The 24,073-nt window shown below is 66.9% G+C and carries 32 protein-coding genes; 12 read left to right on the top strand and 20 right to left on the bottom strand.

What is annotated here, in order from left to right:
• Positions 1-10: 10 nt before the first annotated feature.
• Together ACW170_RS15770 and ACW170_RS15765 are read left to right on the top strand one after the other, a co-directional pair.
• Positions 11-160 carry a hypothetical protein gene (locus ACW170_RS15770; protein ID WP_492087569.1) on the top strand — a complete coding sequence of 50 codons (150 nt, stop codon included), beginning with the start codon at positions 11-13 and terminating at the stop codon, positions 158-160.
• Positions 160-411, top strand: a complete 252-nt coding sequence (locus tag ACW170_RS15765) for a Tat pathway signal protein (protein ID WP_492087568.1) — start codon at positions 160-162, stop codon at positions 409-411. Before ACW170_RS15770 ends, ACW170_RS15765 begins: the two co-directional genes overlap by 1 nt.
• On the opposite strand, the gene ACW170_RS15760 is transcribed toward ACW170_RS15765, so the two are convergent.
• Positions 408-1,199, bottom strand: coding sequence for a TspO-related membrane protein (locus ACW170_RS15760; protein ID WP_492087567.1), 792 nt, complete (start codon positions 1,197-1,199; stop codon positions 408-410). The genes ACW170_RS15765 and ACW170_RS15760 overlap by 4 nt on opposite strands.
• A gap of 119 nt (positions 1,200-1,318) precedes the next feature.
• On the opposite strand from ACW170_RS15760, the gene ACW170_RS15755 reads away from it, so the two are divergent.
• Complete coding sequence (locus tag ACW170_RS15755) at positions 1,319-1,720, top strand: hypothetical protein (RefSeq protein ID WP_492087566.1); 402 nt, start codon at positions 1,319-1,321, stop codon at positions 1,718-1,720.
• Between the two features lie 54 nt (positions 1,721-1,774).
• Complete coding sequence (locus ACW170_RS15750) at positions 1,775-2,011, top strand: hypothetical protein (RefSeq protein ID WP_492087565.1); 237 nt, start codon at positions 1,775-1,777, stop codon at positions 2,009-2,011.
• A 56-nt stretch (positions 2,012-2,067) separates the two neighbouring features.
• Here ACW170_RS15750 and ACW170_RS15745 read toward each other — a convergent pair whose 3' ends face one another.
• The 10 genes from ACW170_RS15745 to purC form a co-directional block, all read right to left on the bottom strand.
• The gene (locus ACW170_RS15745) at positions 2,068-3,045 is read right to left on the bottom strand and encodes an endonuclease/exonuclease/phosphatase family protein (protein ID WP_492087564.1); all 978 of its coding nucleotides are present in this window, start codon (positions 3,043-3,045) and stop codon (positions 2,068-2,070) included.
• A gap of 92 nt (positions 3,046-3,137) precedes the next feature.
• Positions 3,138-3,800, bottom strand: a complete 663-nt coding sequence (purQ, locus tag ACW170_RS15740) for a phosphoribosylformylglycinamidine synthase subunit PurQ (RefSeq protein WP_492087563.1) — start codon at positions 3,798-3,800, stop codon at positions 3,138-3,140.
• 33 nt (positions 3,801-3,833) lie between these two features.
• Positions 3,834-4,064 carry a hypothetical protein gene (locus ACW170_RS15735; protein ID WP_492087562.1) on the bottom strand — a complete coding sequence of 77 codons (231 nt, stop codon included), beginning with the start codon at positions 4,062-4,064 and terminating at the stop codon, positions 3,834-3,836.
• 25 nt (positions 4,065-4,089) lie between these two features.
• On the bottom strand, positions 4,090-5,304 hold the full coding sequence (locus ACW170_RS15730; protein WP_492087561.1) for an MFS transporter: 1,215 nt from the start codon (positions 5,302-5,304) through the stop codon (positions 4,090-4,092).
• 55 nt (positions 5,305-5,359) lie between these two features.
• Positions 5,360-5,839, bottom strand: coding sequence for a YbhB/YbcL family Raf kinase inhibitor-like protein (locus tag ACW170_RS15725; RefSeq protein WP_492087560.1), 480 nt, complete (start codon positions 5,837-5,839; stop codon positions 5,360-5,362).
• A 54-nt stretch (positions 5,840-5,893) separates the two neighbouring features.
• The gene (locus tag ACW170_RS15720; RefSeq protein WP_492087559.1) at positions 5,894-6,589 is read right to left on the bottom strand and encodes an NlpC/P60 family protein; all 696 of its coding nucleotides are present in this window, start codon (positions 6,587-6,589) and stop codon (positions 5,894-5,896) included.
• Positions 6,590-6,711: 122 nt separating this feature from the next.
• The gene (gene purS / locus ACW170_RS15715) at positions 6,712-6,948 is read right to left on the bottom strand and encodes a phosphoribosylformylglycinamidine synthase subunit PurS (protein ID WP_292123064.1); all 237 of its coding nucleotides are present in this window, start codon (positions 6,946-6,948) and stop codon (positions 6,712-6,714) included.
• Positions 6,948-7,232, bottom strand: a complete 285-nt coding sequence (locus ACW170_RS15710) for a virulence factor (RefSeq protein ID WP_492087558.1) — start codon at positions 7,230-7,232, stop codon at positions 6,948-6,950. Before ACW170_RS15710 ends, purS begins: the two co-directional genes overlap by 1 nt.
• Complete coding sequence (locus ACW170_RS15705; protein ID WP_492087557.1) at positions 7,232-7,435, bottom strand: hypothetical protein; 204 nt, start codon at positions 7,433-7,435, stop codon at positions 7,232-7,234. Before ACW170_RS15705 ends, ACW170_RS15710 begins: the two co-directional genes overlap by 1 nt.
• Entirely contained in the window at positions 7,435-8,193 is a 759-nt protein-coding gene (purC, locus tag ACW170_RS15700; RefSeq protein ID WP_008263270.1) for a phosphoribosylaminoimidazolesuccinocarboxamide synthase, read from the bottom strand. The genes ACW170_RS15705 and purC overlap by 1 nt, the downstream gene beginning before the upstream one ends.
• Before the next feature lie 278 nt (positions 8,194-8,471).
• Between purC and ACW170_RS15695 the strand changes: the two genes are divergently transcribed.
• Positions 8,472-8,807, top strand: coding sequence for a DUF1476 domain-containing protein (locus ACW170_RS15695; protein WP_492087556.1), 336 nt, complete (start codon positions 8,472-8,474; stop codon positions 8,805-8,807).
• 192 nt (positions 8,808-8,999) lie between these two features.
• Here the strand turns inward: ACW170_RS15695 and ACW170_RS15690 are convergent, their stop codons facing one another.
• The 8 genes from ACW170_RS15690 to ACW170_RS15655 all read right to left on the bottom strand — a co-directional run bounded on the left by ACW170_RS15690 (position 9,000) and on the right by ACW170_RS15655 (position 16,575).
• Positions 9,000-9,629, bottom strand: coding sequence for a fasciclin domain-containing protein (locus ACW170_RS15690; protein ID WP_492087555.1), 630 nt, complete (start codon positions 9,627-9,629; stop codon positions 9,000-9,002).
• Positions 9,630-9,735: 106 nt separating this feature from the next.
• Positions 9,736-10,578, bottom strand: a complete 843-nt coding sequence (purU, locus tag ACW170_RS15685; protein ID WP_492087554.1) for a formyltetrahydrofolate deformylase — start codon at positions 10,576-10,578, stop codon at positions 9,736-9,738.
• Positions 10,578-11,102, bottom strand: a complete 525-nt coding sequence (locus ACW170_RS15680; RefSeq protein ID WP_492087553.1) for a DNA-deoxyinosine glycosylase — start codon at positions 11,100-11,102, stop codon at positions 10,578-10,580. Before ACW170_RS15680 ends, purU begins: the two co-directional genes overlap by 1 nt.
• Positions 11,099-12,400, bottom strand: coding sequence for an adenylosuccinate lyase (purB, locus tag ACW170_RS15675; RefSeq protein WP_492087552.1), 1,302 nt, complete (start codon positions 12,398-12,400; stop codon positions 11,099-11,101). The genes ACW170_RS15680 and purB overlap by 4 nt, the downstream gene beginning before the upstream one ends.
• Positions 12,401-12,501: 101 nt before the next feature.
• The gene (locus tag ACW170_RS15670; protein ID WP_492087551.1) at positions 12,502-13,734 is read right to left on the bottom strand and encodes an O-antigen ligase family protein; all 1,233 of its coding nucleotides are present in this window, start codon (positions 13,732-13,734) and stop codon (positions 12,502-12,504) included.
• Positions 13,735-13,961: 227 nt separating this feature from the next.
• Complete coding sequence (locus tag ACW170_RS15665) at positions 13,962-15,278, bottom strand: outer membrane beta-barrel protein (RefSeq protein WP_492087550.1); 1,317 nt, start codon at positions 15,276-15,278, stop codon at positions 13,962-13,964.
• A gap of 61 nt (positions 15,279-15,339) precedes the next feature.
• Positions 15,340-15,831 carry a hypothetical protein gene (locus ACW170_RS15660; RefSeq protein ID WP_492087549.1) on the bottom strand — a complete coding sequence of 164 codons (492 nt, stop codon included), beginning with the start codon at positions 15,829-15,831 and terminating at the stop codon, positions 15,340-15,342.
• A 114-nt stretch (positions 15,832-15,945) separates the two neighbouring features.
• Positions 15,946-16,575, bottom strand: a complete 630-nt coding sequence (locus ACW170_RS15655) for a hypothetical protein (protein ID WP_492087548.1) — start codon at positions 16,573-16,575, stop codon at positions 15,946-15,948.
• A gap of 170 nt (positions 16,576-16,745) precedes the next feature.
• Here ACW170_RS15655 and ACW170_RS15650 point away from each other — a divergent pair, with 170 nt between their 5' ends.
• The 3 genes from ACW170_RS15650 (at position 16,746) to ACW170_RS15640 (ending at position 18,575) form a co-directional block, all read left to right on the top strand.
• The gene (locus tag ACW170_RS15650) at positions 16,746-17,114 is read left to right on the top strand and encodes a BlaI/MecI/CopY family transcriptional regulator (protein ID WP_492087547.1); all 369 of its coding nucleotides are present in this window, start codon (positions 16,746-16,748) and stop codon (positions 17,112-17,114) included.
• A complete protein-coding gene (locus ACW170_RS15645; protein WP_492087545.1) occupies positions 17,107-17,982 on the top strand; it encodes a M56 family metallopeptidase in 876 nt (291 codons plus the stop codon). Before ACW170_RS15650 ends, ACW170_RS15645 begins: the two co-directional genes overlap by 8 nt.
• Before the next feature lie 110 nt (positions 17,983-18,092).
• Complete coding sequence (locus tag ACW170_RS15640) at positions 18,093-18,575, top strand: hypothetical protein (protein ID WP_492087544.1); 483 nt, start codon at positions 18,093-18,095, stop codon at positions 18,573-18,575.
• A gap of 18 nt (positions 18,576-18,593) precedes the next feature.
• Here the strand turns inward: ACW170_RS15640 and gcvA are convergent, their stop codons facing one another.
• Positions 18,594-19,523 (bottom strand): transcriptional regulator GcvA, encoded by a 930-nt coding sequence (gcvA, locus tag ACW170_RS15635; RefSeq protein WP_492087543.1) that lies wholly within the window; start codon positions 19,521-19,523, stop codon positions 18,594-18,596.
• A gap of 125 nt (positions 19,524-19,648) precedes the next feature.
• On the opposite strand from gcvA, the gene cysG reads away from it, so the two are divergent.
• From cysG to ACW170_RS15615, 4 genes are read left to right on the top strand one after another with little or no spacing between them, the layout of a single operon-like run.
• The gene (gene cysG / locus ACW170_RS15630) at positions 19,649-21,034 is read left to right on the top strand and encodes a siroheme synthase CysG (protein ID WP_492087542.1); all 1,386 of its coding nucleotides are present in this window, start codon (positions 19,649-19,651) and stop codon (positions 21,032-21,034) included.
• Positions 21,031-21,306: a DUF2849 domain-containing protein gene (locus ACW170_RS15625; RefSeq protein ID WP_492087541.1), complete on the top strand. Its 276-nt coding sequence runs from the start codon at positions 21,031-21,033 to the stop codon at positions 21,304-21,306. The genes cysG and ACW170_RS15625 overlap by 4 nt, the downstream gene beginning before the upstream one ends.
• Entirely contained in the window at positions 21,306-22,976 is a 1,671-nt protein-coding gene (locus tag ACW170_RS15620; protein ID WP_492087540.1) for a nitrite/sulfite reductase, read from the top strand. The genes ACW170_RS15625 and ACW170_RS15620 overlap by 1 nt, the downstream gene beginning before the upstream one ends.
• The gene (locus ACW170_RS15615) at positions 22,960-24,039 is read left to right on the top strand and encodes a phosphoadenylyl-sulfate reductase (RefSeq protein ID WP_492087539.1); all 1,080 of its coding nucleotides are present in this window, start codon (positions 22,960-22,962) and stop codon (positions 24,037-24,039) included. The genes ACW170_RS15620 and ACW170_RS15615 overlap by 17 nt, the downstream gene beginning before the upstream one ends.
• Positions 24,040-24,073 lie beyond the last annotated feature (34 nt).

Genomic DNA, 24,073 nt, shown 5'->3' with positions numbered 1-24,073 from the left:
GGAGTTCACCATGACCGACACCCCCATCGACCCCGCCGCGACGCCGGAAGACGAAGACCTGCCCGAGATTGCGGCCGACGACGCCGGCGCCTCGGCCATGGCCGAGCGGGCGCAGAAGGAAGATGAAGATGAAGTTGAAGATGAAGGGGCGGGCATCTGATGTCCTCCACCCCCTCGACAAAGGTCACGCCGGCCACCGGCCAGCAGATGGATCGGTCCAATGATCCGGCCACGACGCGCGAGATGGACAAGGCCGCGCCCGAGCAGGCGATGATCAGCCGCCGGCAGCGGCTGACCGGACAGGCGACCGGGATCGGCAGCGTCGGATTTCAGGAGACCGGCGCGTTTGACGTCGGCGCCGGGGAAGACGCGGTGGTCGATACGCCTGTGCCGCCGGCCAAGGACTCCTAGCGCTCGACCCCCGGTTTCAGGCGGAAGGCCAGGAACACTCCTCCGACCAGCAGGACGATGGCTGCGGCCAAGGCGGTGAAGGCGACGGCGGGCTTGCCGGCCTGTTCAGCGACGAAGGCGCCGAGCAGGCCCCAGGCGGTCGGCAGGGGATAGACGATGGTCCGGAGGCTGGCGGTGACGGCAAGGGCGACGCCGGTGGTCACGACGATGGCCAGGATGGCCCATACCTCGGGCGACAGGGCGGCCGGCAGGGCCTCGAAGGCGGTCAGGGTGGTGATCAGGTTCAGCGGCGCCGCCACCGTCAGCCAGCCCGCGAGCGCCGCCAGAGGCCAGACCAGCAGCAGTCGGTCGCGATCCGTCCGGCTGAGCGCCCGGATGGAGCCGGAATAGGCCACCAGCGGCGCGAGCAGGGCGATCAGGGAGGCGAAGATGACGATGACGCTGGCCGCCTTCAGGTTCAGGGCGGCGACGACGATCCACATGCCGATGCCGAAGAAGGCCACGGCCGACGGCCAGCCCATCCGGTTGATCAGAGTGCTCTCGCCCGTCTGGGGCAGCACCTGACGGACGGCGTAGGCCATGAGGCCCAGATAGATCAGGCCCCAGATCGAGAAGGCGTAGCCGGCGACGCGCAGGGTCGAGTGTCCATCCGCCGCGAACTCGGCCTGGGTCAGGCCCAGACCGGCCAGGTTCTGCACCATAGGCACGGCCAGGGCGAAGACTGTGGCGGCCAGGACCACCAGACGGCGGGTCCACTGGGCGGGGGTGGGGCGGAGGATCGAGGACATGCGGATTCCGATACGGCGGCGGTCAGGTTGAGTGTACGCGCCGGGAAGCCGGAAGGTTCACCGTATCGCGTGAAATGTGAAGCTTGCCGTGAGCGCGGTCGGCGTGCTGGGCTGCGGGCATGAGGAAATCCACCGCACGTCTGATCCTGGTTCTGGTCGCGACGACGGGGTGCGTGGTCGCGACGGCCGGGCGGGCCCAGACCACGACACCAACCGAACAGACGGTGGTGCTGACGGCGTCGGCCCAGGCGGCGTGGGGGCGGGTGCGGCAGGCCCTGACGCCGCAGCAACAGGCGCTGGAGGTTCGCGCCTTTCTGGCGGCCTTGGCGACGGGGAATGGGCGGCCGGTCATGCCGACGCTGGATGTGCGCGACCTGGCCTCTGGGCGGGCGGTGTCGCTGGATGATCCGGCGGTGTTGCAGCGCCCGCAGGCGCATGAGGCGACGGTCAGCGTCGCGGGGCAGTTCCTGGTGTTTCGTCCGCTGTCGCGCGCAAGTCTGGATCCCTTCTTCGGTCGCTAGCGGAACCGGCGGGGCGGCGGCTGGTTGTCAGACCAGCACGAACTGGAGACCGAAATGGCCGACCGTGACGATGACACCCCCCGCTTCGAGACCGACGAGGTCGAGGCCAATCACGCGATAGAACAGGGTCAGGGCGTGGGCGCCCGCGAACTGGCGGCCCAACGCGATCCGGGCGGCGTCGTTACGGCCGACGAGGATGAGGAACTCGAGAACGGCGTATCCGCGATCGCGGATGAGGATGACGAGTTGGACGAGAGCCTCGCCGTTCAGGGCGTCGATGACACGAAGTGACGCCGGTGGACAGCCCGGCGCTTGACTGCACCCTGACGTCGGGGCGCTGAGCGCAGTCAGTCCAGCCCGAATTCGACCCACAGCGGATAGTGGTCGCTGATTCGCCAGGACAACTGGGTGCGGGTCAGGTGGGGCAGGACCACGCCCTGGAAGTTCAGGCCGCCCGACTTGCGGAACTTCAGCGACAGATAGGGTCTGCCGTCCTTGCGCCGCTCGAACCAGGCGATCTGGTCGAAGAAGCTGGCCAGGTCGGGCTTCTCGAGCGAGGAACTGAGGGTGCGCGGCACCTTTTCCAGACCGGGCGCGGTGACGAGGCCGGTCGAGGTGAAGGCCTGCCACAGCGGGTCGCCGTGGCGGTCGATGTTGAAGTCGCCCATACAGATCAGGTTCTGGCCGTAGTCGTCCATCGACTCGGCCCAGTGGCGCAGCCATTTGGCGATGGCGGTCAGTTCGGCGACACGGTCCGCGCCCTTCTCGCCATAGACGATGTGCAGAGTGACGAGGACGAAGGTCTTGCCGGAGGCGTTGAAGCTGACGGCGTAGGGGGTGCGGACGAACTGGCGCTGAAAGGCGTTGGCGGGGGTGGCGTAGGGCGTGTCCAGATCCTCGGGCACCACCAGTTCGCAGGCCAGACCGGACGGCTTCAGCCGCCGAGCGTCGTAGATATAGGCCAGGCGCTCGTCATTGCCGGGATCGCCGTAGGTGACGTCGGTCATCAGGAAGCCGAAGTCGGGCCCCAGCTTCTTGAGCACATGGCGCAGGGCGCGCAGATTGGCCTTAACCTCCTGCACCGCGATGACGTCGAACCGTTCGAGCACCGCCGCGATCAGGACGGCGGCGTGGAAGTCGCGGCGGGGGCTGTCGCCCTCCTCGCTTTCCCATTTCTCGGTCAGACTGCCGAACCCCCGGATGTTCCAGGTGGCCATCAGCAGATTGTCGCCGGCCGTCTTGGGCGGCACGGCGTCGAGCAGGGCGTTTAGCCGATCCAGGTCGTCGCGGACCGCCTGGGGCAGTGGGTCGATAATAGTCGCCATGATCGCCCCCAAGACGCTGATGCATCTTCAGGTTAGCGGAGAACGCGATCATCGCGCGTCACAAGCGCGAGAGAACGCGGGTTTTTAAGTGGTCAAGCCGCCGCGTAGATGCTCTGGAACAGGGTCGCGCCGTCGGCGGAGCCCAGTTCGGCCTCGAAAGCGCGGTCCGGGTGGGGCATCATGCCGAGGACATTGCCGCGCGCATTCTGGATGCCGGCGATGTCGTTGACCGAGCCGTTGGGGTTGTCGACATAGCGGAACACGACCTGACCCTCGCCTTCGATCCGGGCCAGGATTTCGGCGTCGGCGAAGAAGTTTCCGTCGCCGTTGCCCTGGGTCATGGTCACCTCGCGCTGGCCCTGATAGCCGGCGGTGAAGCGGGTCTGGCCGTTGGCGACGGTCAGGGCGATGGGCTTGCAGACGTATTTCAGCCCCTTGTTGCGCAGCAGGGCGCCGGGCAGCATTCCTGCCTCGCACAGGATCTGGAAGCCGTTGCAGATGCCGACCACGGCGACACCGTCGTCTGCGGCCTTCTTGACCGCCTGCATGACCGGCGACTGGGCCGCCATGGCGCCGCAGCGCAGATAGTCGCCGTAGGAGAAGCCGCCGGGGATGACGATCAGGTCCAGGCCCTGGGGCAGTTCGGTCTCGGCGTGCCAGACCATCGAGACGGGCTCGCCCGTGGAGCGTTCGACGGCGACCCTGCAGTCGCGGTCACAGTTGGAACCGGGGAAGACGATGACGGCTGCGCTCATGGCGCGGGCCTCTAGCACCGTTTTCAGGAAATGTCAGTGCGCGGGTTCAAGAAGTCCGAGGCGGGTCTCGATCCGGCCGAGACGGGCGTCCTGGCGATCAACGACCTGATACAGGTTGGAGACGTCCTGGTTCAGGCCGTTGAGGTGGAGGCGCATGGCCTGAAGTTCGCCCTTCACGTCGGCGATGTTGCCGTCGATCCGGTCCAGGCGCGTCTGCATGGACTTCAGCACTTCGTAGATGAGGTCGTTGGTGACGTCGGCCATAAGCCCATACTACCATAAACTGTGGTTACGCCAAACGCTCGGACGCGGCGCGTCTCCGTCCCACCACCCACGCCGCCACAAAAATCGCAAACCCGCCCAGAGACAGGCCGACACCGACCCAGCCGGTCGAGGTCCAGCCGTAGCCGGCGGCGATGGCCATGCCGCCAAGCAGGGGGCCGATGGCGTTGGCGGTGTTGAAGGCGGAGTGGTTCAGGGCGGCCGCAAGGGTCTGGGCGTCGCCGGCGACGTCCATCAGCCGGGTCTGGAGGATGGAGCCCAGGCCGCCGCCACCGCCGATCAGGAAGACCACGACCATGACCCCCCACAGATGCGGCGCGGCGAACGGGTAGAGGGCCAGGGCGGCGGCGCTCCAGAGCAGAAGGCCGCCCGCTGCGGGGAAGCCGATCCGGTCGGCGGCCCAGGCGCCCAGGATATTGCCCAGGAACATGCCGACGCCGAAGAACGCGAAGACCCAGGGCAGGATCTCCGGCCCCACGCCGGTCACCGCCTGAAGCGTCGAGGCCAGATAGGCGTAGACGGCGAACATGCCGCCGAAGCCGATGGCGCCGACGCCCAGGGTCAGCCAGACCTGGCTCCGCTTCAGGGCGCCCAGTTCGCGCATCGGGCTGGCGTCGGCGTGGGCCGGATCGCGCGGGGCGAACAGGGCGACCAGAGCCATGGTGACGACGGCCAGGACGCTGACGATGGCGAAGGTCCAGCGCCAGCCGAAGGCCTGGCTGATCAGATTGGCGAAGGGCACGCCGATCACGGTCGCCACCGTCAATCCCATTAGGACGGTCGAGACGGCGCGGGTGCGCAGGTGCAGGGGTACGACCGAGGCCGCCACCAGGGCCGCCACGCCGAAATAGGCGCCGTGCGGCACGCCGCTGAGGAAGCGGAAGACCAGCATCCATTCATAGGTCGGGGCGAGGGCGGAGAGGCCGTTGCCGATGGCGAACAGGGCCATGAAGCCGATCAGCAGCAGCCAGCGCGGGCTGCGCGCGCCCAGAACCGCGAGGATCGGAGCGCCCACCACGACGCCTGCGGCATAGGCGCTGATCACATGGCCCGCCGTTGGGGCGTCGACGCCGAGGCCGGCGGCGAAGTCGGGCAGGATGCTCATGGCCGCGAACTCGGTCACCCCGATCGCAAACCCGCCCATGGCCAGGGCGATCAGCACCAGGGCCACCGCCGCCCGCGAACGGGCGGGCGGGGCGTGGGAGAGTGCGGCGTCTGTCATTGTGCGCCGCAACATAGTCAGGGTTCGTGTCGCCACAAGGGCGACGACCGACGAATTAGCCCAGGTTTTCGTAGGTCGCCGTGATCGAGGCCTTGGCCAGGGTGTGGAAATGCAGGTTGAAGCCGAAGACGGCGCCGGAATCGTCGGCGGTCACGTCCAGCCGGTCCACGTCCACGGCGAAGACGGTGAAGATGTAGCGGTGGGGGCCGTGGCCCGGAGGCGGGGCGGCGCCGCCGAAGCCGGCCTTGCCGTAGTCGGTGCGTCCCTGGACGGCGCTGAGCGGGAGGTGGCCGTCGGGCGAACCGGCGCCGGTCGCCAGTTCGGTCACGTCGGCGGGCAGGTTGGCGACCGTCCAGTGCCAGAAGCCCGAACCGGTCGGGGCGTCGGGGTCATAACAGGTCACGGCGTAGCTCTTCGTGCCCTCGGGCGCGCCGGACCAGGCGAGGTGGGGCGAGGTGTTTCCCTTGGCGTGGACCTGGGCGTCGGGCAGGACGCCGCCGTCCTGAATGTCGGTGGAGGTGAGGGTGAAGGTCATGGGGCGCTCCGATAGGGAGGCCAAACCTAGTCATCCTGATCCCGAACGGAAAGCTCAGCCCTCGTTCGTCGACAGCTGCCCGCCGGGGGTCAGAAGGACGGGCTTGCCGGATCCCGGCGGGACCGTCGAAGGCCAGCGGAAGCCCAGGAGCCGATCCTTGGCGATACGGGCCACGCTGACGGCGTTCGACTGATTGCCGCCCAGGACATGATAGGCCTCATTGTCCTGACCCATGTAGAAGGCCACGTGGCCCAGCCAACCGTTCGGATCGCCGCGATAGAAGACGGCGACGGCCCCGGTTTGCCCGGTCGTCTGGACGCCGAACTTCAACCAGTTGCGGGCGGAGAGCGGGTTGTTCGGCAGGGGTTCGGCGCTCAGGGTCGAGCCGATACAGTGGGCGACGAACAGACCGCACCAGGCGACGTCGTCGCCCTTGTACGGGATGCCCAGGGCCGACGCCCATTGCAGGATGTCGGGATTGTTGGCGGTCCCCGGCGCTTCCTTTGTGCCGAGCAGACGCCAAGCGGCCTGGAACCAGACCAGCGACGGGTCCACCAGGGGGTTGGTCACCGTGGCGTCGAGCCCCAAGGCCGCAGCTGTGCGCGGGCCGACTATGCCATCGACCGTCAGGCCCTTGCTGGCCTGAAAGGCGCGAACCGCCGCGGCGGTCCGCGTCCCCCAGACGCCGTCGATCGGACCGGGATCGAAGCCCTGAGATTTCAGGGCCTGTTGGATATCGGTGAACGTCATTGGTTGTTCTCCCAAGGATTGAGAGAACGATGATCTTTAATTGAGGTTGGGTCAACCTCAAGTTGTCATTGTTCGGTATCTTAGCGCCGGCGGCGCAGGGTCGGACCTTAGTCCTGTGCGTCTCAGGCCGCCTCGATGCGGTAGCCTTCGATCACCGTATTCGCCAGGAGCTGCTCGCACATCTTCTTGGCCTCGGCCTGGGGGTCTTCAGCGCCGGCGAGGTCGAACTCGATCAGCTTGCCGACGCGAGCGTTGGACACGCCGGCCCAGCCGAGACCTTGCAGGGCTCCTTCGACGGCCTTGCCCTGGACGTCCAGGACGCCGGGTTTGAGGAAGACGTGAACCTTGATTTTGGCCATCAGCCGTTGCCTTTCATGAAGGGAGTGAAGTCGGACCAGTTCTCGACGCGGAAGCCGCGAACGTCCTTCACGCATTGGGGGAACCAGTGCAGAGCCTTGAGGGCGGTCATGGCCAGGGTCAGATTAGCGAGGTCCGGGATCTCAGTGAGATAGACGCTCTGTTGGACGCGGTGGAACTCATAGCGTTTCAGGGTCCGTTCGATCTCGCGATACGCCTGCCTCACCCCGGCGGGATGGATAGCGGTCGTCTCGTTGAGGTCCAGATCGAAGGAAATAGCGAACATCAGGCCAGGGGGTCGTTTTCGGCGTCGGCCAGCGGATAGTCGAAGGCCTCGTCGTTGTCGATCATACAGGCCCTGACGCGGTCTCCGATGATGGCGGTCACCTCATAGACCGGCCCGACGCCTGCGATGCGGCGAAAGCGGCTGGTTCCGGCCAGATCAATGGCCCGCCGGAACTCGCCGCCTTCTTCCGCGACGCCCGTCATTAGTGCAGGCCGCCCTGAATCACCGTCGGCATGCCCTTCATGATGCCGAGGCGACGCGCGACCTCGGTGTAGCTTTCGATGACATTGCCCAGGTCGCGGCGGAAGCGGTCCTTGTCCATCTTTTCGCCGGTCGTAGCGTCCCACAGGCGGCAGCTGTCCGGGCTGATTTCGTCGGCCAGGATGACGCGGCTGAAGTCGTTTTCCCAGATGCGGCCGAACTCGATCTTGAAGTCGACCAGGGTGATGCCGACCGCGCCGAACATGCCCGACAGATAGTCGTTCACCCGCACCGTCATCGCCAGGATGTCGTCCAGTTCCTGGGTCGAGGCCCAGTTGAAGGCGGTGATATGCTCTTCCGTGACCATCGGGTCGTTGAGCTCGTCCTTCTTGTAGTAGAACTCGATGATCGAGCGGGGCAGGGGCGTGCCTTCCTCGATGCCCAGGCGCTGGCTCATCGAGCCGGCGACGATGTTGCGGCAGACGACTTCCAGCGGGATGATTTCGACTTCGCGGATCAGCTGCTCGCGCAGGTTCAGGCGCTTGATGAAGTGGTTGGTCACGCCGATGCCGTTCAGGCGCGACATGATGAATTCGCTGATCTGATTGTTGACCACGCCCTTGCCTTCGAGGACCGCCTTCTTCTGAGCGTTGAACGCGGTGGCGTCGTCCTTGAAGTACTGGATCAGGGTGCCGGGCTCGGGTCCTTCGTAAAGGATCTTGGCCTTGCCCTCGTAAATCTTCTTGCGCTTGCTGTTCATAATCCGGTCCCGGCTTACGGGCGCCCTCCAGAAACAAAAATCGCGCGGCCATGGTGGAAAGGGGAAGACCCGGTCCTGGCGGCGCGTTTCGGAATCGTTCGGGCAGTCAATCTCGTTCGCGGTCTCCTTAGCTTAAGGCGGCTCCCGATACAAATAAGGCGGAGCCGGAAAGCCGATCGGCGAGGGTGCGACGGAAGTCATGTTGCGTTCAGGCGCGGTCCAGCTATAGACGGCGCTTGCCCCGAGGTTAGCGGGGCGTGCGGAGCTATGCTGGCGACATGACGACCTTCGACGATCGGGAAAAGGCCTTCGAGGCCAAGTTCGCCCTCGATCAGGAGCAGGAATTCAAGGCTATCGCCCGGCGCAACAGGATGTTGGGCCTGTGGGCTGCCGAGAAAATGGGCCTGTCGGCCGAAAGCAGCGACCAGTACGCCGCCGCCATCGTGCGCGCCGACATGGAGCAGCCGGGCGACGAGGACGTGTTCCGCAAGGTCGCCGGCGACTTCAAGGCCTCGGGCCTGTCGGTGTCCGAAGGCGAGATCCGCTCCAAGATCGACGAGCTGGCCTCCATCGCCCGCGAGCAGATTCGCGCCGGCGAGCCGCGCAGCGAATAATCATCAGAGACATCGGCCTTCGGGCCTGAACGCCAGACGTCGAAAGGGCCGCACCCGGGGGAAAGTGCGGCCCTTTCTTTTTGCCGGGGACGTTGGGGGATGTCTGACCCGGCGTACTGTGCGTCTCGCGCCCTTGAAGAACACGAGACGCCCGATTTGGTTTCAGCCCGTTCCGACCGGACTGATATTTTTTTACGGCATCAACACCGTGTCGATCACGTGGACCATTCCGTTCGACTGGGCCACGTCGGCCTGGGTGATGGTGGACGTGCCGCCCTTGGCGTCGGTGATGACCCAGGTGTTGTTCGGACCTGCCGCGACCTTCAGTTCCTCGCCCTGAACCGTCTCCAGGGTGGCGGTCCCGCCGTTGGCCTGGGCCTGGCTGGCGATGTCGGCTGCGGTCAGACGGCCGGCGACGACGTGATAGGTCAGGATCTTGGTCAGGTCGTCCTTCATCGCCGGTTGCAGCAGGGCGGTGCGGGTGGCTTCAGGAATTTTCTCGAAGGCGGCGTTGTCGGGGGCGAAGACGGTGAAGGGGCCGGGGCCCTGCAGAGTCTCGACCAGGTCTGCGGCCTGGACCGCGGCGACCAGGGTGGACAGGTTCGACGCCTTGGAGGCGTTGGCGACGATGGTCTCGTTCGGGCTCATGGCCGCGCCGCCCACCATCGGGTCGGCGCCCATGGGGGCCATGGCCGCGCCTTCGGCCGGCGCCATGGCGGTGGAGTCCGCGGGCGTGGTGGTTTCGTTGTTGTTGCAGGCGCCGAGCGCCATCAGCGCCCCGCCGGATACGGCGACGAGCATGAGCGTGCGAAGATTTGTCATGGTGTTTCGTTCCCTGTTGGCCCGCGCTGTGGCGGTCACGACAAGGTTACGTTCGAGTTCACCTAAAGGATGCGTGCGGCGTGACAAGAGGACGCAGCTTGGCCATTCAGTCTTCGAACACGACGGTCTTTGTGCCGTGCAGCAAAACGCGATCCTCGAGGTGCCGACGAACCGCTCGAGCCAGAACGCGACGCTCGATATCACGACCCTTACGGATCAAATCTTCCGGGGTGTCGCGGTGGCTGATCCGTTCGACGTCCTGTTCGATGATCGGGCCCTCGTCCAGGTCGGGCGTGACATAGTGGGCGGTGGCGCCGATCACCTTCACCCCGCGCGCATGAGCCTGGTGATAGGGGCGGGCGCCCTTGAAGCCGGGCAGGAAGGAGTGGTGGATGTTGATGCACCGCCCGGTCAGGCGGCTGCTGAGGTCGTCGGACAGGATCTGCATATAGCGCGCCAGAACGACCAGTTCCGTGCCGGTCTCCTCGATCAGGCGCAGCAGTTCCGCCTCCTGCGCCGGCTTGTCGGCGGCGCTGACGGGCAGATGATGGAAGGGCAGGTCGCCAAGATCGACATGGCCGATCATTTCTCGCGGATGGTTGGAGACGACGGCCGTCACCTGCATCGGCAGTTCGTCGATCCGCCAGCGGTACAGCAGGTCCGCCAGACAGTGGTCGAAGCGCGAGGTCAGGATCATCACCTTGCGCGGCGCAGGGCCCCGCAGGGTCCAGTCCATGGCGAAACGCTCCGCGAGGGGCGCGAAGGCGGCGTGGATCGCCTCATGGGCGTCGCCCTCGCGCGGCTCGAACACCACGCGCATGAAGAAGGTGGCGCTGGAGGCGTCGCCGAACTGCTGGGCGTCCGAGATATTGGCGTCTCGCTCCAGCAGGAAGGCGGAAACGGCCGCGACGATGCCGTGGCGGTCGGGGCAGGAAAGGGTCAGGATCATCAGGCGGCAGGCTTATCCGGGAGAAAGTCGCCCAGTATGGCCCAGCTCACCGCCTTTGCCGACAAGGATATTGCATGGGCGGGGCTGGAAGACGGCAGATCGACCAAGATGACGCCGTCGAGGCCCGTTAGGATTCGCCGTCCCAGCTTGGCCGCGAGACCGCCGTTGAAGGCCACGGCCCTCAGTTCGGGTAAGCTCTCCACAAGACCGAGCAGATCCGCCGCCTCGTGCGACCGGATCGCCGCGTCCAGACTGCCGGATCGCTGGGCCGAGGCGATCACGTCCCACAGGCCGACGCCGCGCGCCTTCAGCCGGTCCAGCCGGTGGGCGTAGGGCAGGGCGGCCATGGGCTCATCCAGCAAGCCGCCGATAAGGGGCCAGAACCCATTGCGCGGATGGGCGTAATATTGCGCCGCCTTCAAAGACGCGTCGCCGGGCAGACTGCCGAGGATCAGCAGGCGGGTGTCCGCATCGACGACAGGGAGGAAGCCGATGCGGCGGTCGTCTTGCGGCTGGGGGCTCACCCCTCGCCGAACACCCGCTTGAACACGACGTCCACATTCTTGGTGTGATAGCCGAGGTCGAACAGGGCTTCGAGCTGCTCGGCCGGAAGGGTGACGCGTTCGTCGGCTTTCAGGAAGTCCAGGAAGGCGCCTTCGCCGCGCCAGACCTTCATGGCGTTCTCCTGCACGGCGGCATAGGCGGCTTCGCGCGAGATCCCGGCCTGGGTCAGGGCCAGCATGACCCGTTGCGAATGCACCAGACCGCCCAGGCGGTCGATGTTGGCCTGCATGTTCTCGGGATAGACGTTCAGCCGCTCGACCACATTGGCCAGGCGCTGCAGGGCGAAGTCCAGGTGGATGGTGGCGTCGGGCCCGATGCCGCGCTCGACCGACGAATGGCTGATGTCCCGCTCATGCCACAGGGCGACGTTTTCCATCGCCGGGGTCACGGCGGAGCGGACCAGACGGGCCAGGCCGGTCAGGTTCTCGGTCAGGATCGGGTTGCGCTTGTGCGGCATGGCCGACGAGCCCTTCTGGCCCTTGTCGAAGAACTCTTCCGCTTCCAGCACCTCGGTGCGCTGCAGGTGGCGGATCTCGACGGCGAGGCGTTCGACCGAACTGGCGACGACGCCCAGGGCCGCAAAGAAGGCGGCGTGGCGGTCGCGCGGAATGACCTGGGTCGAGACCGGCTCGACCTGAAGCCCCATCTTGTCGGCGACATATTGTTCGACGGCAGGATCGACATTGGCGAAGGTGCCGACGGCGCCGGAGATGGCGCAGGTGGCGATCTCTTCCTTGGCGGTGATCAGGCGGCGTTTGGCGCGCTGGAATTCGGCGTGATAGCCGGCCAGCTTCAGGCCGAAGGTCACGGGCTCGGCGTGGATGCCGTGCGAACGCCCGACGGTCGGGGTGTATTTATGCTCCTTGGCGCGGGTCTCCAGCGCCGCCAGGACGCGGTCCACGCCGTCGATCAGCAGGTCCGACGAGCGGGCCAGCTGGACCGCGAAACAGGTGTCCAGCACGTCGGACGAGGTCATGCCCTGGTGCAGGAACCGCGCCTCGTCACCGACGATCTCGGCGACGTGGGTCAGGAAGGCGATGACGTCGTGCTTGGTGGTGCGTTCGATCTCGTCGATGCGGTCGGCGTCGAAGGTCGCGTCCTTGCCCTTGGCCCAGATGGCGTCCGCCGCGTCCTGGGGGATGACGCCCAGTTCGGCCATCTTGGTCGCCGCATGGGCCTCGATCTCGAACCAGATCTTGTACTTGGTCTCTTGCGACCAGATGGCGGCGGCGGCGGGGCGGGAATAGCGGGTGATCATGGGCCGGTCGTGTCGGTCCGGGGCGGGCGGGAGTCAAGGTTCATGGCGGCGGCGCCCGCAAAAACCTTGATTTCAAGCCGGATGGCCCCAGTCGGTTCGTGTCAGGCGGAAGACTTGCCCGTGCGCGCCTTGCCATAGGCGAACTGCAGCCCAAGCAGATAGGCCCAGAAGGCGGCGATAGACGGCACCTGGATCGCATAGTCCGTCGCGCCATGGATCAGCAGGACCAGGTTGGCGGCGATCAGGCCCCGCTGGAGGGTGGCGCCGGTATCCTGCAGGGACGAGCGTCGTATGGCCGTGGCGATGATCAGGGCGATCAGGGCGAACATCGGCAGAGCGCCCAGGACGCCTGCTTCCTCGAGCCACTGGATGTAGACATTGTGGGTGGCGCCGATCGTTCGCAGGGCGCCGAAATTCTCGGGTGTCATCTGCTGGGCGTTGATGGCGCTGAAACTGCCCAGCCCGTGCCCGAACAGAGGGGACTGAAGAAAGGCGTTCCAATGGACTGAGAATATCACGCCGCGTGTTGCTGCGTCGGAGTCCACGCTCTCGAGACGGGTCCAAAGGGCGTCGGCGCCGCCTATCGCGAGAACCGCGGCGGTTGCGCCGGCCAGAGCCAGCAAGATCAGTCGCCGCGAAGGTTTTTCCTTTCGGCTGAGGGTTTCCCAAAGGAGAAGCACCACAACGGCGATTAAAGTCGCCGCCACGCCCATACGGGATGCGGTAGACAGGAGGCAGGTCGTAAAGAGCAGAATGCACAACACGGCGGCGCCGAGCGCGAACGTCCGCCGCGGGGTCCGGCCGAGCCGGAAATTGCGGGTTGCTCTGGCGAGACTGGCGACAGAGAGGACCAGCAGAACGCCGTAAACCGTCGCGGCGCTGTTGGCGCTCATGAAGCCGCCGGTCAGACGACCGCCGGAGCTGAGATGAAGGTCGCCCAGCACGCCGGTAGAACCGGCCAGCATGACGACGGCGCCGACGGCCGCCCATGCCGCGCCAACCGCGATGATGACGCGGACCGCGCCCGTGACCCGGCGTTTGCGAACGCCTTCGAAACAGCCGAGGCAGAAGACGCTCGCCAGGGCGCAAAGCTTGATGATTTCGACCGTGGTCGAGGACTTGTCCAGGGTGATCGCGCCGGAGCCGTTGATGACCGCCCATGGGGTCGAGGCGCCGCGCGCCGGAGCGACAAGAGTCCAGATCGCCACGGCCAAAACCAGGAGGAACAGCCCAACCATGGTGCGGCCGGGCCAGATCAGCTCCAGTTCATCCCGACGCTCGCCCAAAAGGACTGTCGCAGGCAGCAGAAGCGCGATGATCGCCGTGAACCACAAGGCCGATGTTGGTTCAGCCGCGCCGCCGACAAGGTGGGCGATGCTGAATATCAGGAGGGGGGCGCCCAGCAGAAAATAGTCGGACGGCCGTAGATTGGCCGCGCGACGCCCAGCCGTAGAGGCGGCTGGGCGGGGGCGACTGTGTCGTCGCCGGGTGCGATTGCGAGGAGGGCCGTCTTCGGACGCGACAGCGATGTCGGCTTCCATCCCCGCGCCGTTCTCAGATGTCAGAACTGGGCGACCAGCGAGACGAACAGACGCGTCACATCATAGCTGGGCCCGGCCAGGGCGCCGTCCGAACTCAGGTCCAGATAGGACAGGGTGGTCGTGACGCCGTAGTTGCGGTTGATCAGATAGGTTCCGGCCAAGGAGGCGTTCAGCCGCTGATCGTCGCGATCGATCACATTATAGGCGTCTTCGCTGTAGGTGAGTTGCCCGGTGACGATGAAATTGCGCAGCAGTTCATGATCAACCTTGCCGCCGACTTCCGAGCTAAGGTAGCCGGCCGAGCCGATGATTCCGGCGTCCTCGATCGTACGGGAGACTGAGGCCGTGACGGTGGTCAGCTCGGTCGGGAACCACTCGAGCTGGGCGCGACCGCCGAAGCCGTCGATATCCGAATAGGCGGCGTCGTCGTAGCTTTGGCTGATATAGCCCGCCGCGATTTCGCCGCGGCTGACGGCGCCCAGCTCGAAATTGACGCCGACCAGGGCCTCATAACCCGACGAGTCGCGCGCCGGAGTGGTGACGGTGCCGGTGTCGTAGTCTTTTTCGTTGCCGGTGATCTGGCCGAAAATCGCAGTGGCGGGGCTGAGGGCGTAATCAAGCCGTCCCGCCAGGGACAAGGCGGTGCGGTCGCGTGCGCTCTGGTCGATGATGTCGCCGGCGGCGGTCTGACCGTCTTCATATTCCCATGAGCGAACGTCGGCGCGTCCGGACACGCGCACACGGCCCTTGGCGCGCACGGCGCCGACATAGGCCGAGCTCAGGTCGTATTCGATCGGACTGGCGGACGACTGAGCGGTGTTGGTGGAGGTGCGAGCCTCTGTGAAATGGCCATAGTCGGCGCCGGCGCTTATGGACGAGCCACGCACCACATCAAGGCGGCCTCTGGCCCCCACGGTCCAGTCGGTCGTGTCTTCGCTGTCGAAATCAACGTTGCGGCTGATCACGCTGCGCGCATAGGCTTGGAGCGAGTGGCGCGACCAGTCGGATTCGGCGGACACTTCCGGCCGGATGCGGAAGATTACGTCGTCCTGTTCATTCGTGCCCGAGGCGAAGATGTTGTTGTTGTACTCGGCGTCGAACTGGATCTTCGGGAAGACCACGAAGGCGCCGGAGTTGATCCCCAGAGCTTCATATTCGGGCTTCGGGCGTTCGCGCACGCCGACGCCGCGATCACGCGCGAACATGTCTGCGGACCGCGCTTGGGCGGCCGCTACCGATTGCGCGGCCGCATCGGTGGCGACGGCGCCGACGCTGAGGGCCGCAATCGAGGCCGCGCCGGCGCGCAGAAAGGCTTGGCTGCTTTTGATGCGCGTCATCTTCAGGTCCTTGAGGTCGCCAGACCGGGGAGGGTCGGCTGAAGTCTAGTTTTCAGCCGTTTTAGGCTGCAGAGCTGTAATCCGGACCGCCGCCGCCCGCACCCGAAACCGGGGGCGCGCCGAAGGCGGGCAAACCATTTTCGGCGCCGGTGGCTGCAGGCGCGTTCTGGATTACAGCGCGGATACGCTCAAGCGATTGGCGAACCGCAGCCTCTGCGGCGGGGGGCAGGGCTCCGGCGGCGCGAAGCTCGGCCAGAGCAGCCTCCATTGCTTCAACCACCACTTCAGGCGCAGCGCCGCTGGCGATGACCACGCCCTCCAGCGCCGTGGAGTAGGCTGCCTGAGCCTCGGCGGGGGTGACCGTACGACCTGCCAAGCCAGCGGTCGTCTGCGTCACGGCCGCCTTCAACTGAACGGTCAGCTCGGCCGCCGACACGGCGGCGGGCGGGGCGTCCTGTGCAGCGGCGCTCCAGACGGCGGCGGTCACAGGACCGCCCACCAGGGCCAATGCCGCAACCGCGATCACGGCGTGGCCAAGCTTGAACTTCTTCATGACTATCCCCTTCACACGTGAGCCGCGAGCGGTCTACGCGTTCATTGTTGGTGAATATAACGTTTATTCTGGCAAAAGGCCACAGTTAAAGATCGATGTTACGGTCTCGTCGGTCTACCGCAGCGTAGAGCTCGCATAACGCTGCGTTTTAGCTTGGCTGTAGTAAGGTTTGCGGATCGCAAGTCTGGCGGCCAAGCGCCCCGCCGGGCTCCTGATCGTATCGACGAGGGCGCGCGCGCCTTTGTTGGACGCGGCGAATGTCCGAATTTCCGCCAGCGCCGCCAACCGAATGCCGGGCGTCATCAACTCCCAGTTTTCGAAGACGAAAAGCACTCTCCAGGGGCTGACGCCGGGGCCGAGGGGAGCGACGCGATAGGAGGTCTCGATATATCGCAAACTGTCGGCGTCGAGCGTACCCGAGCTTTGCTGGCGAATATAGGCCGCGCGCAGCCAGGCGGTCGCGGTCGCCGGCGAGGACGCCAGCGTACGCTCATTCTCAAAGGCGGCGCGTTCCAGAGCGAGCGGCCTCGCCCCGACTGAGTTCAAGGCCAGGTCGGCGCGTTTTTCATGATGCGCGGCGAGTCCGAACGGAAAAGGAATGGCGGGCCAGGTCAGGCTGGCGGCCAAGAGCGCAGCGCAGACGGAAACCGCGGCGCCCAGGGCCAGGATCGCCGGCGCGAACCAGCGACCGCTCCGGGGGGCGGCCTTCTTGATCTTCGATCTTCTGCGAGACGGTTGTAACATTATGGGACGTTCTAAGCGGCGACGCCGCATTGCGCCAAGCCTTCTATCAAGACCCGCGCCACAAAGCCGTCCCATTTGGGCTGCGCAGGATGTTAGCCTGCTCAAGTCTGATTGCACGGCTTGCTGAAAGCTGTATTACAAACGTACATTCACGCGAGAGCCCTGCGACTATGAAGATCACCGACGCCGAGTTCACGGTCATGGAGGCCTTGTGGCGGGGCCAGCCGCTGTCCGCAGAGGATCTGATCGCCGCGGTCTTGTCCGAGGCGAGCTGGGGCGAGGCGACGGTCAAGACCCTGATCAACCGTCTGCTTCGAAAGGGCGCCATTCGATCCGAGCGAGCCAATGGGCGGCACAGCTATCAGGCGGTGCTGGAACGGGCGGACTATGTGCAGGCCGAGAGCGAAACCCTGCTGGACCGGTTGTTCGGCGGGCAGCTCGCGCCGCTCGTGGCCCAGTTCGCAGACCGTAAGACGCTGAGCGCCGAGGACCGTCAGCGGTTGAAGGCGCTGATCGACCGGCTGGACGACGATGCGTGACCTGATCGGTCTGCTGCTGGAGCTGAACCTGGCTCTGGCGGGCGCGGTCGGGCTGGTTGTCTGTCTTCGAGGGGGTTTCCGCCGGCGGTTCGGGCCCCGCGCCGCCTATGGACTGTGGTGGGCGGTTCCCGTCGCCTTGGTCGCGGTCTGTGTTCCGCGGGAAGGCGCGCTTGCGGGGGCGGCGGGCCTGGGGCTGTTTGCGGTACGGGAGGTCCAGATCGGTCTGGCGTCGACCTGGTTCGCCGGCGTTCTGGTCAGCGCCTTGGCGATGGTCAGCGCTCAGCGCCGGTTCGCCGCGCTTGAGCGACGAGGCGAGGCGGGCCCCGCCCTTGTCGGCGTGCTGGTCGGGCGACTGGTCATGCCGGCCGACGCGGACCGTCGATGGTCGCAGGACGAAGTCGCCCTGATCCGCGCCCACGAACGGGCGCACCGCGATCGGGGGGATTTGAGGGTCAATGCCGTCATCGCGGGGCTTGTGTGTCTGTTCTGGTTCAATCCGTTCGCCCATGTCGGCGCCGGGTTGCTGCGGTTCGACCAGGAACTGGCCTGCGACGCCACGGTGATGGCGGGACGGCCCGGGCGACGGCGGCTCTATGCGGAAGCCTTGTTGAAGGCGGGATCGGCGTCGGCCGGCCCGATCGGGTGCGGGTGGACACAGGGCGGCGTCGCGGCGCTGGAGGCGCGACTCCAGGCGCTGCGGCTCAGTTGCTGGTCGCCGTCCAGCGCCGGACTGCTGTTCACCGTCGCGGTGCTGGCGGTTGCGGCGGGCGCGGCCTGGCGGCTGCAACCGCCCACGCCCGAGGTCCAGCGCGTGCGGCCGGAGACCGTGCTCAATCTTCGACTGTTGCCGCCGGTGCAGACGCGTTGAAACTGCAAAGGACAGGCTTGACTGAACTACAAATGTAAAACAAATTACGTTTGTAACTTATTGGGGGTGTCATGCGCCTTAAGGCCTGTTTGATTGCGGCGACACGTGGTGTGAGCGGCCTGGTCGCGGTCTTGATGCTGACCGCCTGCGAGGCCGATACCAACCGTTGGCTGGACCGGCAGGCGGCCGTGGATCCGCCGGCGCTGTGGCAGGTCGAGACGTCGGACGGGGGCGCTCGGCCGGTGCGGATCTGCGCCGACCGGAAACTCAGCGACGGTTTCGCCGAGTTGACGCCTTCGGTTCAGGGGCAGGCCTGTGAAATCACGCGGGCGCCGGTCGAGATCGAGGGCGGGAAGATCCAGACCTGCACCCTGTCCGGCCAGAAATTCCTGGTGCGAACGCGCAAAACAGGCTCCGCAGACAGGTTCACCGTCGATTTTCGCACGGAACGGCTGAATGCGCGTCCGCCCGAGATATTCGTCCAGCAGAGGCGATACGTGCGGCTCGGCCCCTGTCCCAAGGGCTGGCGCGTTGGTGACAACAGCGATCGGGAGGGGCGACGCAGCAACAAGATCTGGCCCTCCGCCTGGTGAGGCGAGGCGGCGGATCCCTTAGAGCTGACCCATCGTATTGTCGTGATCGACGGCCTGTCGCTTCAGCCAGGCGACGAAGGCGGTGGCGCTGGGCGAGGGTCGGCGGTCGCGGGGTTGGACGACGGAATAGGCGAAGCCGACGGCTTCGGAGCCGTCGGGGAAGGGGGCGACCAGGCGGCCGGAGGCGAGGTCGGCCTGGGCCAGCGTGCGTTTGGCCAGGGCGACGCCGCGGCCGGCCATGGCTGCCTCGATCAACAGGCCCGACTGGTTGAAGCGCGAGCCCCGGCGCGGGTCTGGGTGGCGCACGCCGCGCGCCTTCAGCCACATGGCCCAGTCGGGGCGGCTGGGGTCGCCGTCGTTGGACATGTCGTGCAGCAGGGTGTGGCGCATCAGGTCGGCGGGTGTGCGGATCGGGTGTTCGCCGTCCATCAGCGACGGGGCGCAGACGGGCAGGACGGTTTCGGTCATCAGCCGGTCCACGGTCAGGCCGGGATAGTCGCCGGGGCCGTAGCGGACGGCGAGGTCCACCTTGCCCTCGGTCAGGTCGGCCGGCTCCATGTCGGCCGAGATCCACAGCTCGATCTCGGGATGGGCGGCGTGGAAGTCGTCCATGCGCGGCATCAGCCATTTGGAGGCGAAGCCGGGCGCCACGCTGATCGAGACCTGTTTACGGCGCGGCGGTTCGCGGAGCAGGGCCGAGGCGTCCATTAGCCGTTCGAACCCTTCGCGCAGCAGGGGGACGGAGGAGCGGCCGAGGTCGGTCAGTTGCAGGCCGCGCGCCTCGCGCACGAACAGGGGGCCGCCGACGATGTCCTCGAGCAGGCGAATCTGCTGGCTGACGGCGCCCGGCGTCACGGCCAGTTCGTCGGCGGCGCGCGAGAAGTTCAGGTGACGCGCGGCGGCCTCGAAGGCGCGAAGGGCGTTGAGCGGGAGCAGGGAACGGGCCATCGCCGTTAGAAATCCTATCAGCGCGCCAAAGGCAATCTGGTTTGCGGGTCTGGGCGGGGAAGCCGATGGTTCGCGTCCTGCCGTCGTCCCTTCTTCCTCTCCCGGCGACCCTGAAAGCAAGACCCATGCGTGTATTTCTCGCCGCCATCCCGCTGGAGGCCGCAAAGATCGTGATCATCGGCGGCGGCGAGCCGGCGCTCGCGAAGCTGCGACTGTTTCTGAACACCCCGGCCGAGCTGCTGTGGTTCACACCGGACGGGGCGCCGCCCCGGATGGAGACGCCCCTGACCGCGCCGACGCCGCTGCTGCGGTCGCCGGACGCCGGGGACCTGGCGGGCGCGCGGCTGGTCTTCATGGCGCTGGACGATGCGGATGAGCTGACGCGGCTGGGCGCGCTTGCCCGGGCGGCGGGGGCTCAGGTCAATGTGGTGGACAAGCCCCATCTGAGCGACTTCCAGACCCCGGCCCTGATCGACCGCGACGAGGTGGTGATCGGGGTCGCCACCGGCGGATCGGCCCCCATACTGGCGCGGGACGTGCGCTCGCGGATCGAAGGCGTGCTGCCGGCCGGTCTGGCCAATGTCGCCCGGCTGGCGCGCGAGCTGCGCGACACGGTCAAGGCCAATGTGCCGGACTTCATGGCCCGGCGGCGGTTCTGGGAGAAGGCCTTCCGGGGACCGGCGGCCGATCTGGCGGCGGCAGGCCGCACGGCTGAGGCGCGGCGCGAGATGCTGCGTCTGCTGAATTCGGCCGCGCCGGAACAGGGCGTGGTCCACATAGTCGGGGCGGGGCCGGGCGATCCGGAGCTGCTGACGCTGAAGGCGCTGCGAGTGTTGCAGGACGCCGACGTCATTATTCACGACCGTCTGGTGCCGGATGCGGTGCTGGAGCGGGCGCGGCGCGACGCCAAACGCCTGTATGTCGGCAAGGCGCGTGGCGAACATTCGGTGCCCCAGGATCAGATCGAGGCCCTGATGATCGAGGAGGCTCGCGCCGGCCACCGGGTCGTGCGGCTGAAGGGCGGGGATCCGTTCGTCTTCGGTCGCGGCGGCGAGGAGCTGGAGGCCATGCGGGCGGCGGGCGTGCCGGTCTTCGTGGTGCCGGGCGTGACGGCGGCCCTGGCCTGCGCGGCCTCGGCGGGGATTCCGCTGACCCACCGCGACCATGCCCAGGCGGTGACCTTCGTGACGGCTCAGGCCAAGCCCGCTGGGGTCGAGGCCGACTGGTCGCGACTGGCGGGGCCGAACCACACCCTGGCCATCTATATGGGCACGGACCGGGCCGAAGAGACGGCAGATCGTCTGATGGCCGCCGGGCGGTCCCCGTCGACCCCCGTGGCCGTCGTCGAGAACGGCAGTCGGCCGGACGAACGGGTTCTGACCGGCCGGCTGGACGGGCTGGGCGCCTTGGTGCGGGGCGCAGACCTGAGCGGGCCCGCTCTGCTGTTCGTCGGCGAGACGGCGGCGTTCTCGACGGTTCAGATCGACGCGCGAGACGAGGTCGCAGCGTGAAGATCCTAACGGCGAACCGCCTGTCGGACGGCCGCGTCATCTATGCGGGCGCTGACAATCAGCCGGTGGAGCAACTGGCCCAGGCCTCGGTCCTGGATGAGGCGACGGCGGAGATCGTGCTGGCCGAGGTCGCCGCGCGACCCGACATCTTCGTGAACCCCTATCTGTTCGAGGTTGAGGACCATACGCCTTCGGGCCGGGACCGGCTGAAGGAGCGTATCCGCGCGACTGGACCGACCGTGGGCAACAGCCTGGTGCGGGAGTCCGCCTGATGTATCGCTATGACGAGTTCGACCACGCCCTGGTGCGTGAACGGGTCGAGGAGTTTTCCGACCAGGTGGCGCGCCGCGCGTCCGGCGCCCTGAGCGAGGACGAGTTCAAGCCGCTGCGGCTGATGAACGGGGTCTATCTGCAGCTCCACGCCTATATGCTGCGGGTCGCCATTCCCTATGGGACGTTCAACAGTCGGCAGATGCGCCAGCTGGCCCATATCGCCCGCACCTATGACAAGGGCTACGGCCATTTCACCACGCGGACGAACATCCAGTACAACTGGCCGGCACTGACCGACCTGCCCGCGATCCTGAGCGATCTGGCCGAGGTCGAGATGCACGCCATCCAGACCTCGGGCAACTGCATCCGCAACACCACGACCGACGTCTTCGCCGGCGCCGCCGACGACGAGCTCGAGGATCCGCGTCCCTGGTGCGAGATCATCCGCCAATGGTCGACCATCCACCCGGAGTTCAGCTTCCTGCCGCGCAAGTTCAAGATCGCGGTGATCGGGGCCGAGAAGGACCGGGCGGCGATCCGGACCCATGATGTGGGCCTTCAGATCGTGCGTGGCGCGGACGGCGGGACCGCCTTCCGCGTCTTTGTCGGCGGGGGGCAGGGGCGTCTGCCCCATATCGGCCAGGAGATCGCTTCAGCCGTGCCGGCGGCCGACCTGCTGGCCTATCTGACCGCCATCCTGCGGGCCTGGAACCTGTTGGGGCGGCGCGACAATATCCATAAAGCGCGGATCAAGATCCTGGTCGCCTCGGTCGGGCTGGAGGCCTTCCGCGAGGAGGTGGACAAGCACTACGCCACCCTGCGCCACGAAGACCTGCGGATCCCTGAGGACGAGGCCGAGCGGATCAAGGCCTATTTCGCCCCGCCGCCGTTCGAGGACCTGCCCAAGGCCAGTGCCCCGTTCGACCGCGCCCTGCTGGCCGACCCGGACTTCGCCCGGTTTGCGAGGAACAATGTGCGGCGTCATCGCCAGGCGGGTTATGCCTCGGTGGTGGTGTCGCTGAAGCCGGTGGGCGGGGTGCCGGGCGACATCACAGCGGACCAGATGGACGCGGTGGCGGATCTGGCCGAGCGCTACGCCTTCGACGAATTGCGCGCCGCCTATGAGCAGAATTTGGTCCTGCCGCATGTGAAGCTGGACGATGTGCCGACGGTCTGGCGGGCGCTGCTGGAGGCGGGGCTGGCGACGGCCAACGCCGATCTGGCGACCGACGTTATCGCCTGTCCGGGTCTGGACTATTGCAGCCTGGCCAACGCCCGGTCGATCCCGGTCGCCCAGGCCCTGTCGAAGCGGCTGGCGGACATGGACTATCAGGAGCGGCTGGGGCCGGTCCGGATCAATATGAGCGGGTGCATCAACGCCTGCGGCCACCACCATGTCGGCCATATCGGCGTGCTGGGCGTCGACCGGAAGGGCGAGGAATACTACCAGATCACCGTCGGCGGTTCGCCCGACGAACAGGCGGCGCTCGGCGATATCGTCGGCAAGAGCCTGCCGGCCGACGAGGTCGCGCCCGCCATCCAGCGGACCCTGGACCGCTATCTGCAAATCCGCGCCGAGGGCGAGCGGTTCATCGACACGGTGCGCCGCGTCGGTCCCGATCCCTTCCGCGACGCCATCTATGAGACGCTCGATGCTGCAAACGCTTGAAGGGGTTCAGAACGGACCGCGGCTGTCGGTCACCACGCCGCTGGAGGAGGTCGAGGCGGCCGCCGCCGCGACCGACGTCCTGGTGCTGGAGTTCGACGCCTTTCGCGACGGGCGCGGCTTTTCGCTGGCGGCGGTGCTGCGCGAGCGGGGCTATGCCGGACGTCTGATCGCGGCGGGCAAGGTCCTGCCGGACCAGGCGCGGCATCTGCGGCGGTCGGGCTTCGACGCGGTCGAGCTGGCGCCGGGCGCGGACACGGCGGCCTGGGCCCGGATGGATCAGGCGTTCAGCGGGTCCTATCAGCCGGCGGTCGATCCGGCGCCGACCATCTGGCAGAGACGGCGGGCGGCGTCGAACGACCCTGACCTTCAAGGTTTGGCCGACCGGCTGAACCGCGAGACGGCGGGCAAGGACGCGTCGGAGATCCTGAAGGCGGCGCTGGACCCGGCCCTGGGCCTGCGCGTCGGGGCCATATCCTCGTTCGGGGCGGAATCGGCGGCCCTGCTGCACATCGTCGCCGAGACGGACCGGGACGTGCCGGTGGTGTTTCTGGAGACGGGTCAGCATTTCCTCCAGACCCTGTCCTATCGTACCCAACTGACCAAGGCCCTGGGCCTGAGCGACGTTCGGCTGGTGACGCCGGATGCGAATGAGAAGGCGAGCCTGGACGCCCGCGACGACCTGTGGCGGACCGACGCCGACGCCTGCTGTGACCTGAGGAAGGTGCGGCCGTTGGCCCGCGCCACGGCGGGATTCAACGCCCTGATCACCGGGCGCAAACGTTATCAGGCCTCCACGCGGGCGACGCTGAAGCCGTTCGAGGTGCTGGACGGGGTGCTGCGGATCAATCCGCTGGCGGACTGGGACGCCGAGGACGTCGAGGCCTGGCTGGAGGCGCACGACCTGCCGCGTCACCCGTTGGTTGAGCAGGGCTATCGCTCCATCGGCTGCTGGCCCTGCACCCGCGCGGTCCAGGACGACGAAGAGGCGCGGGCCGGACGCTGGTCGGGGATGGACAAGGTCGAGTGCGGCATCCACCTAGGCAAGCGTCAGGTCGCGGCCTGATCCCCCTCCCGTTCGACCTCGCCTGAAAGCTGAA

The sequence above is a fragment of the Brevundimonas sp. FV2ps16 genome (assembly GCF_058681075.1).
This window is presented reverse-complemented; position numbering and strand designations above follow the sequence as displayed.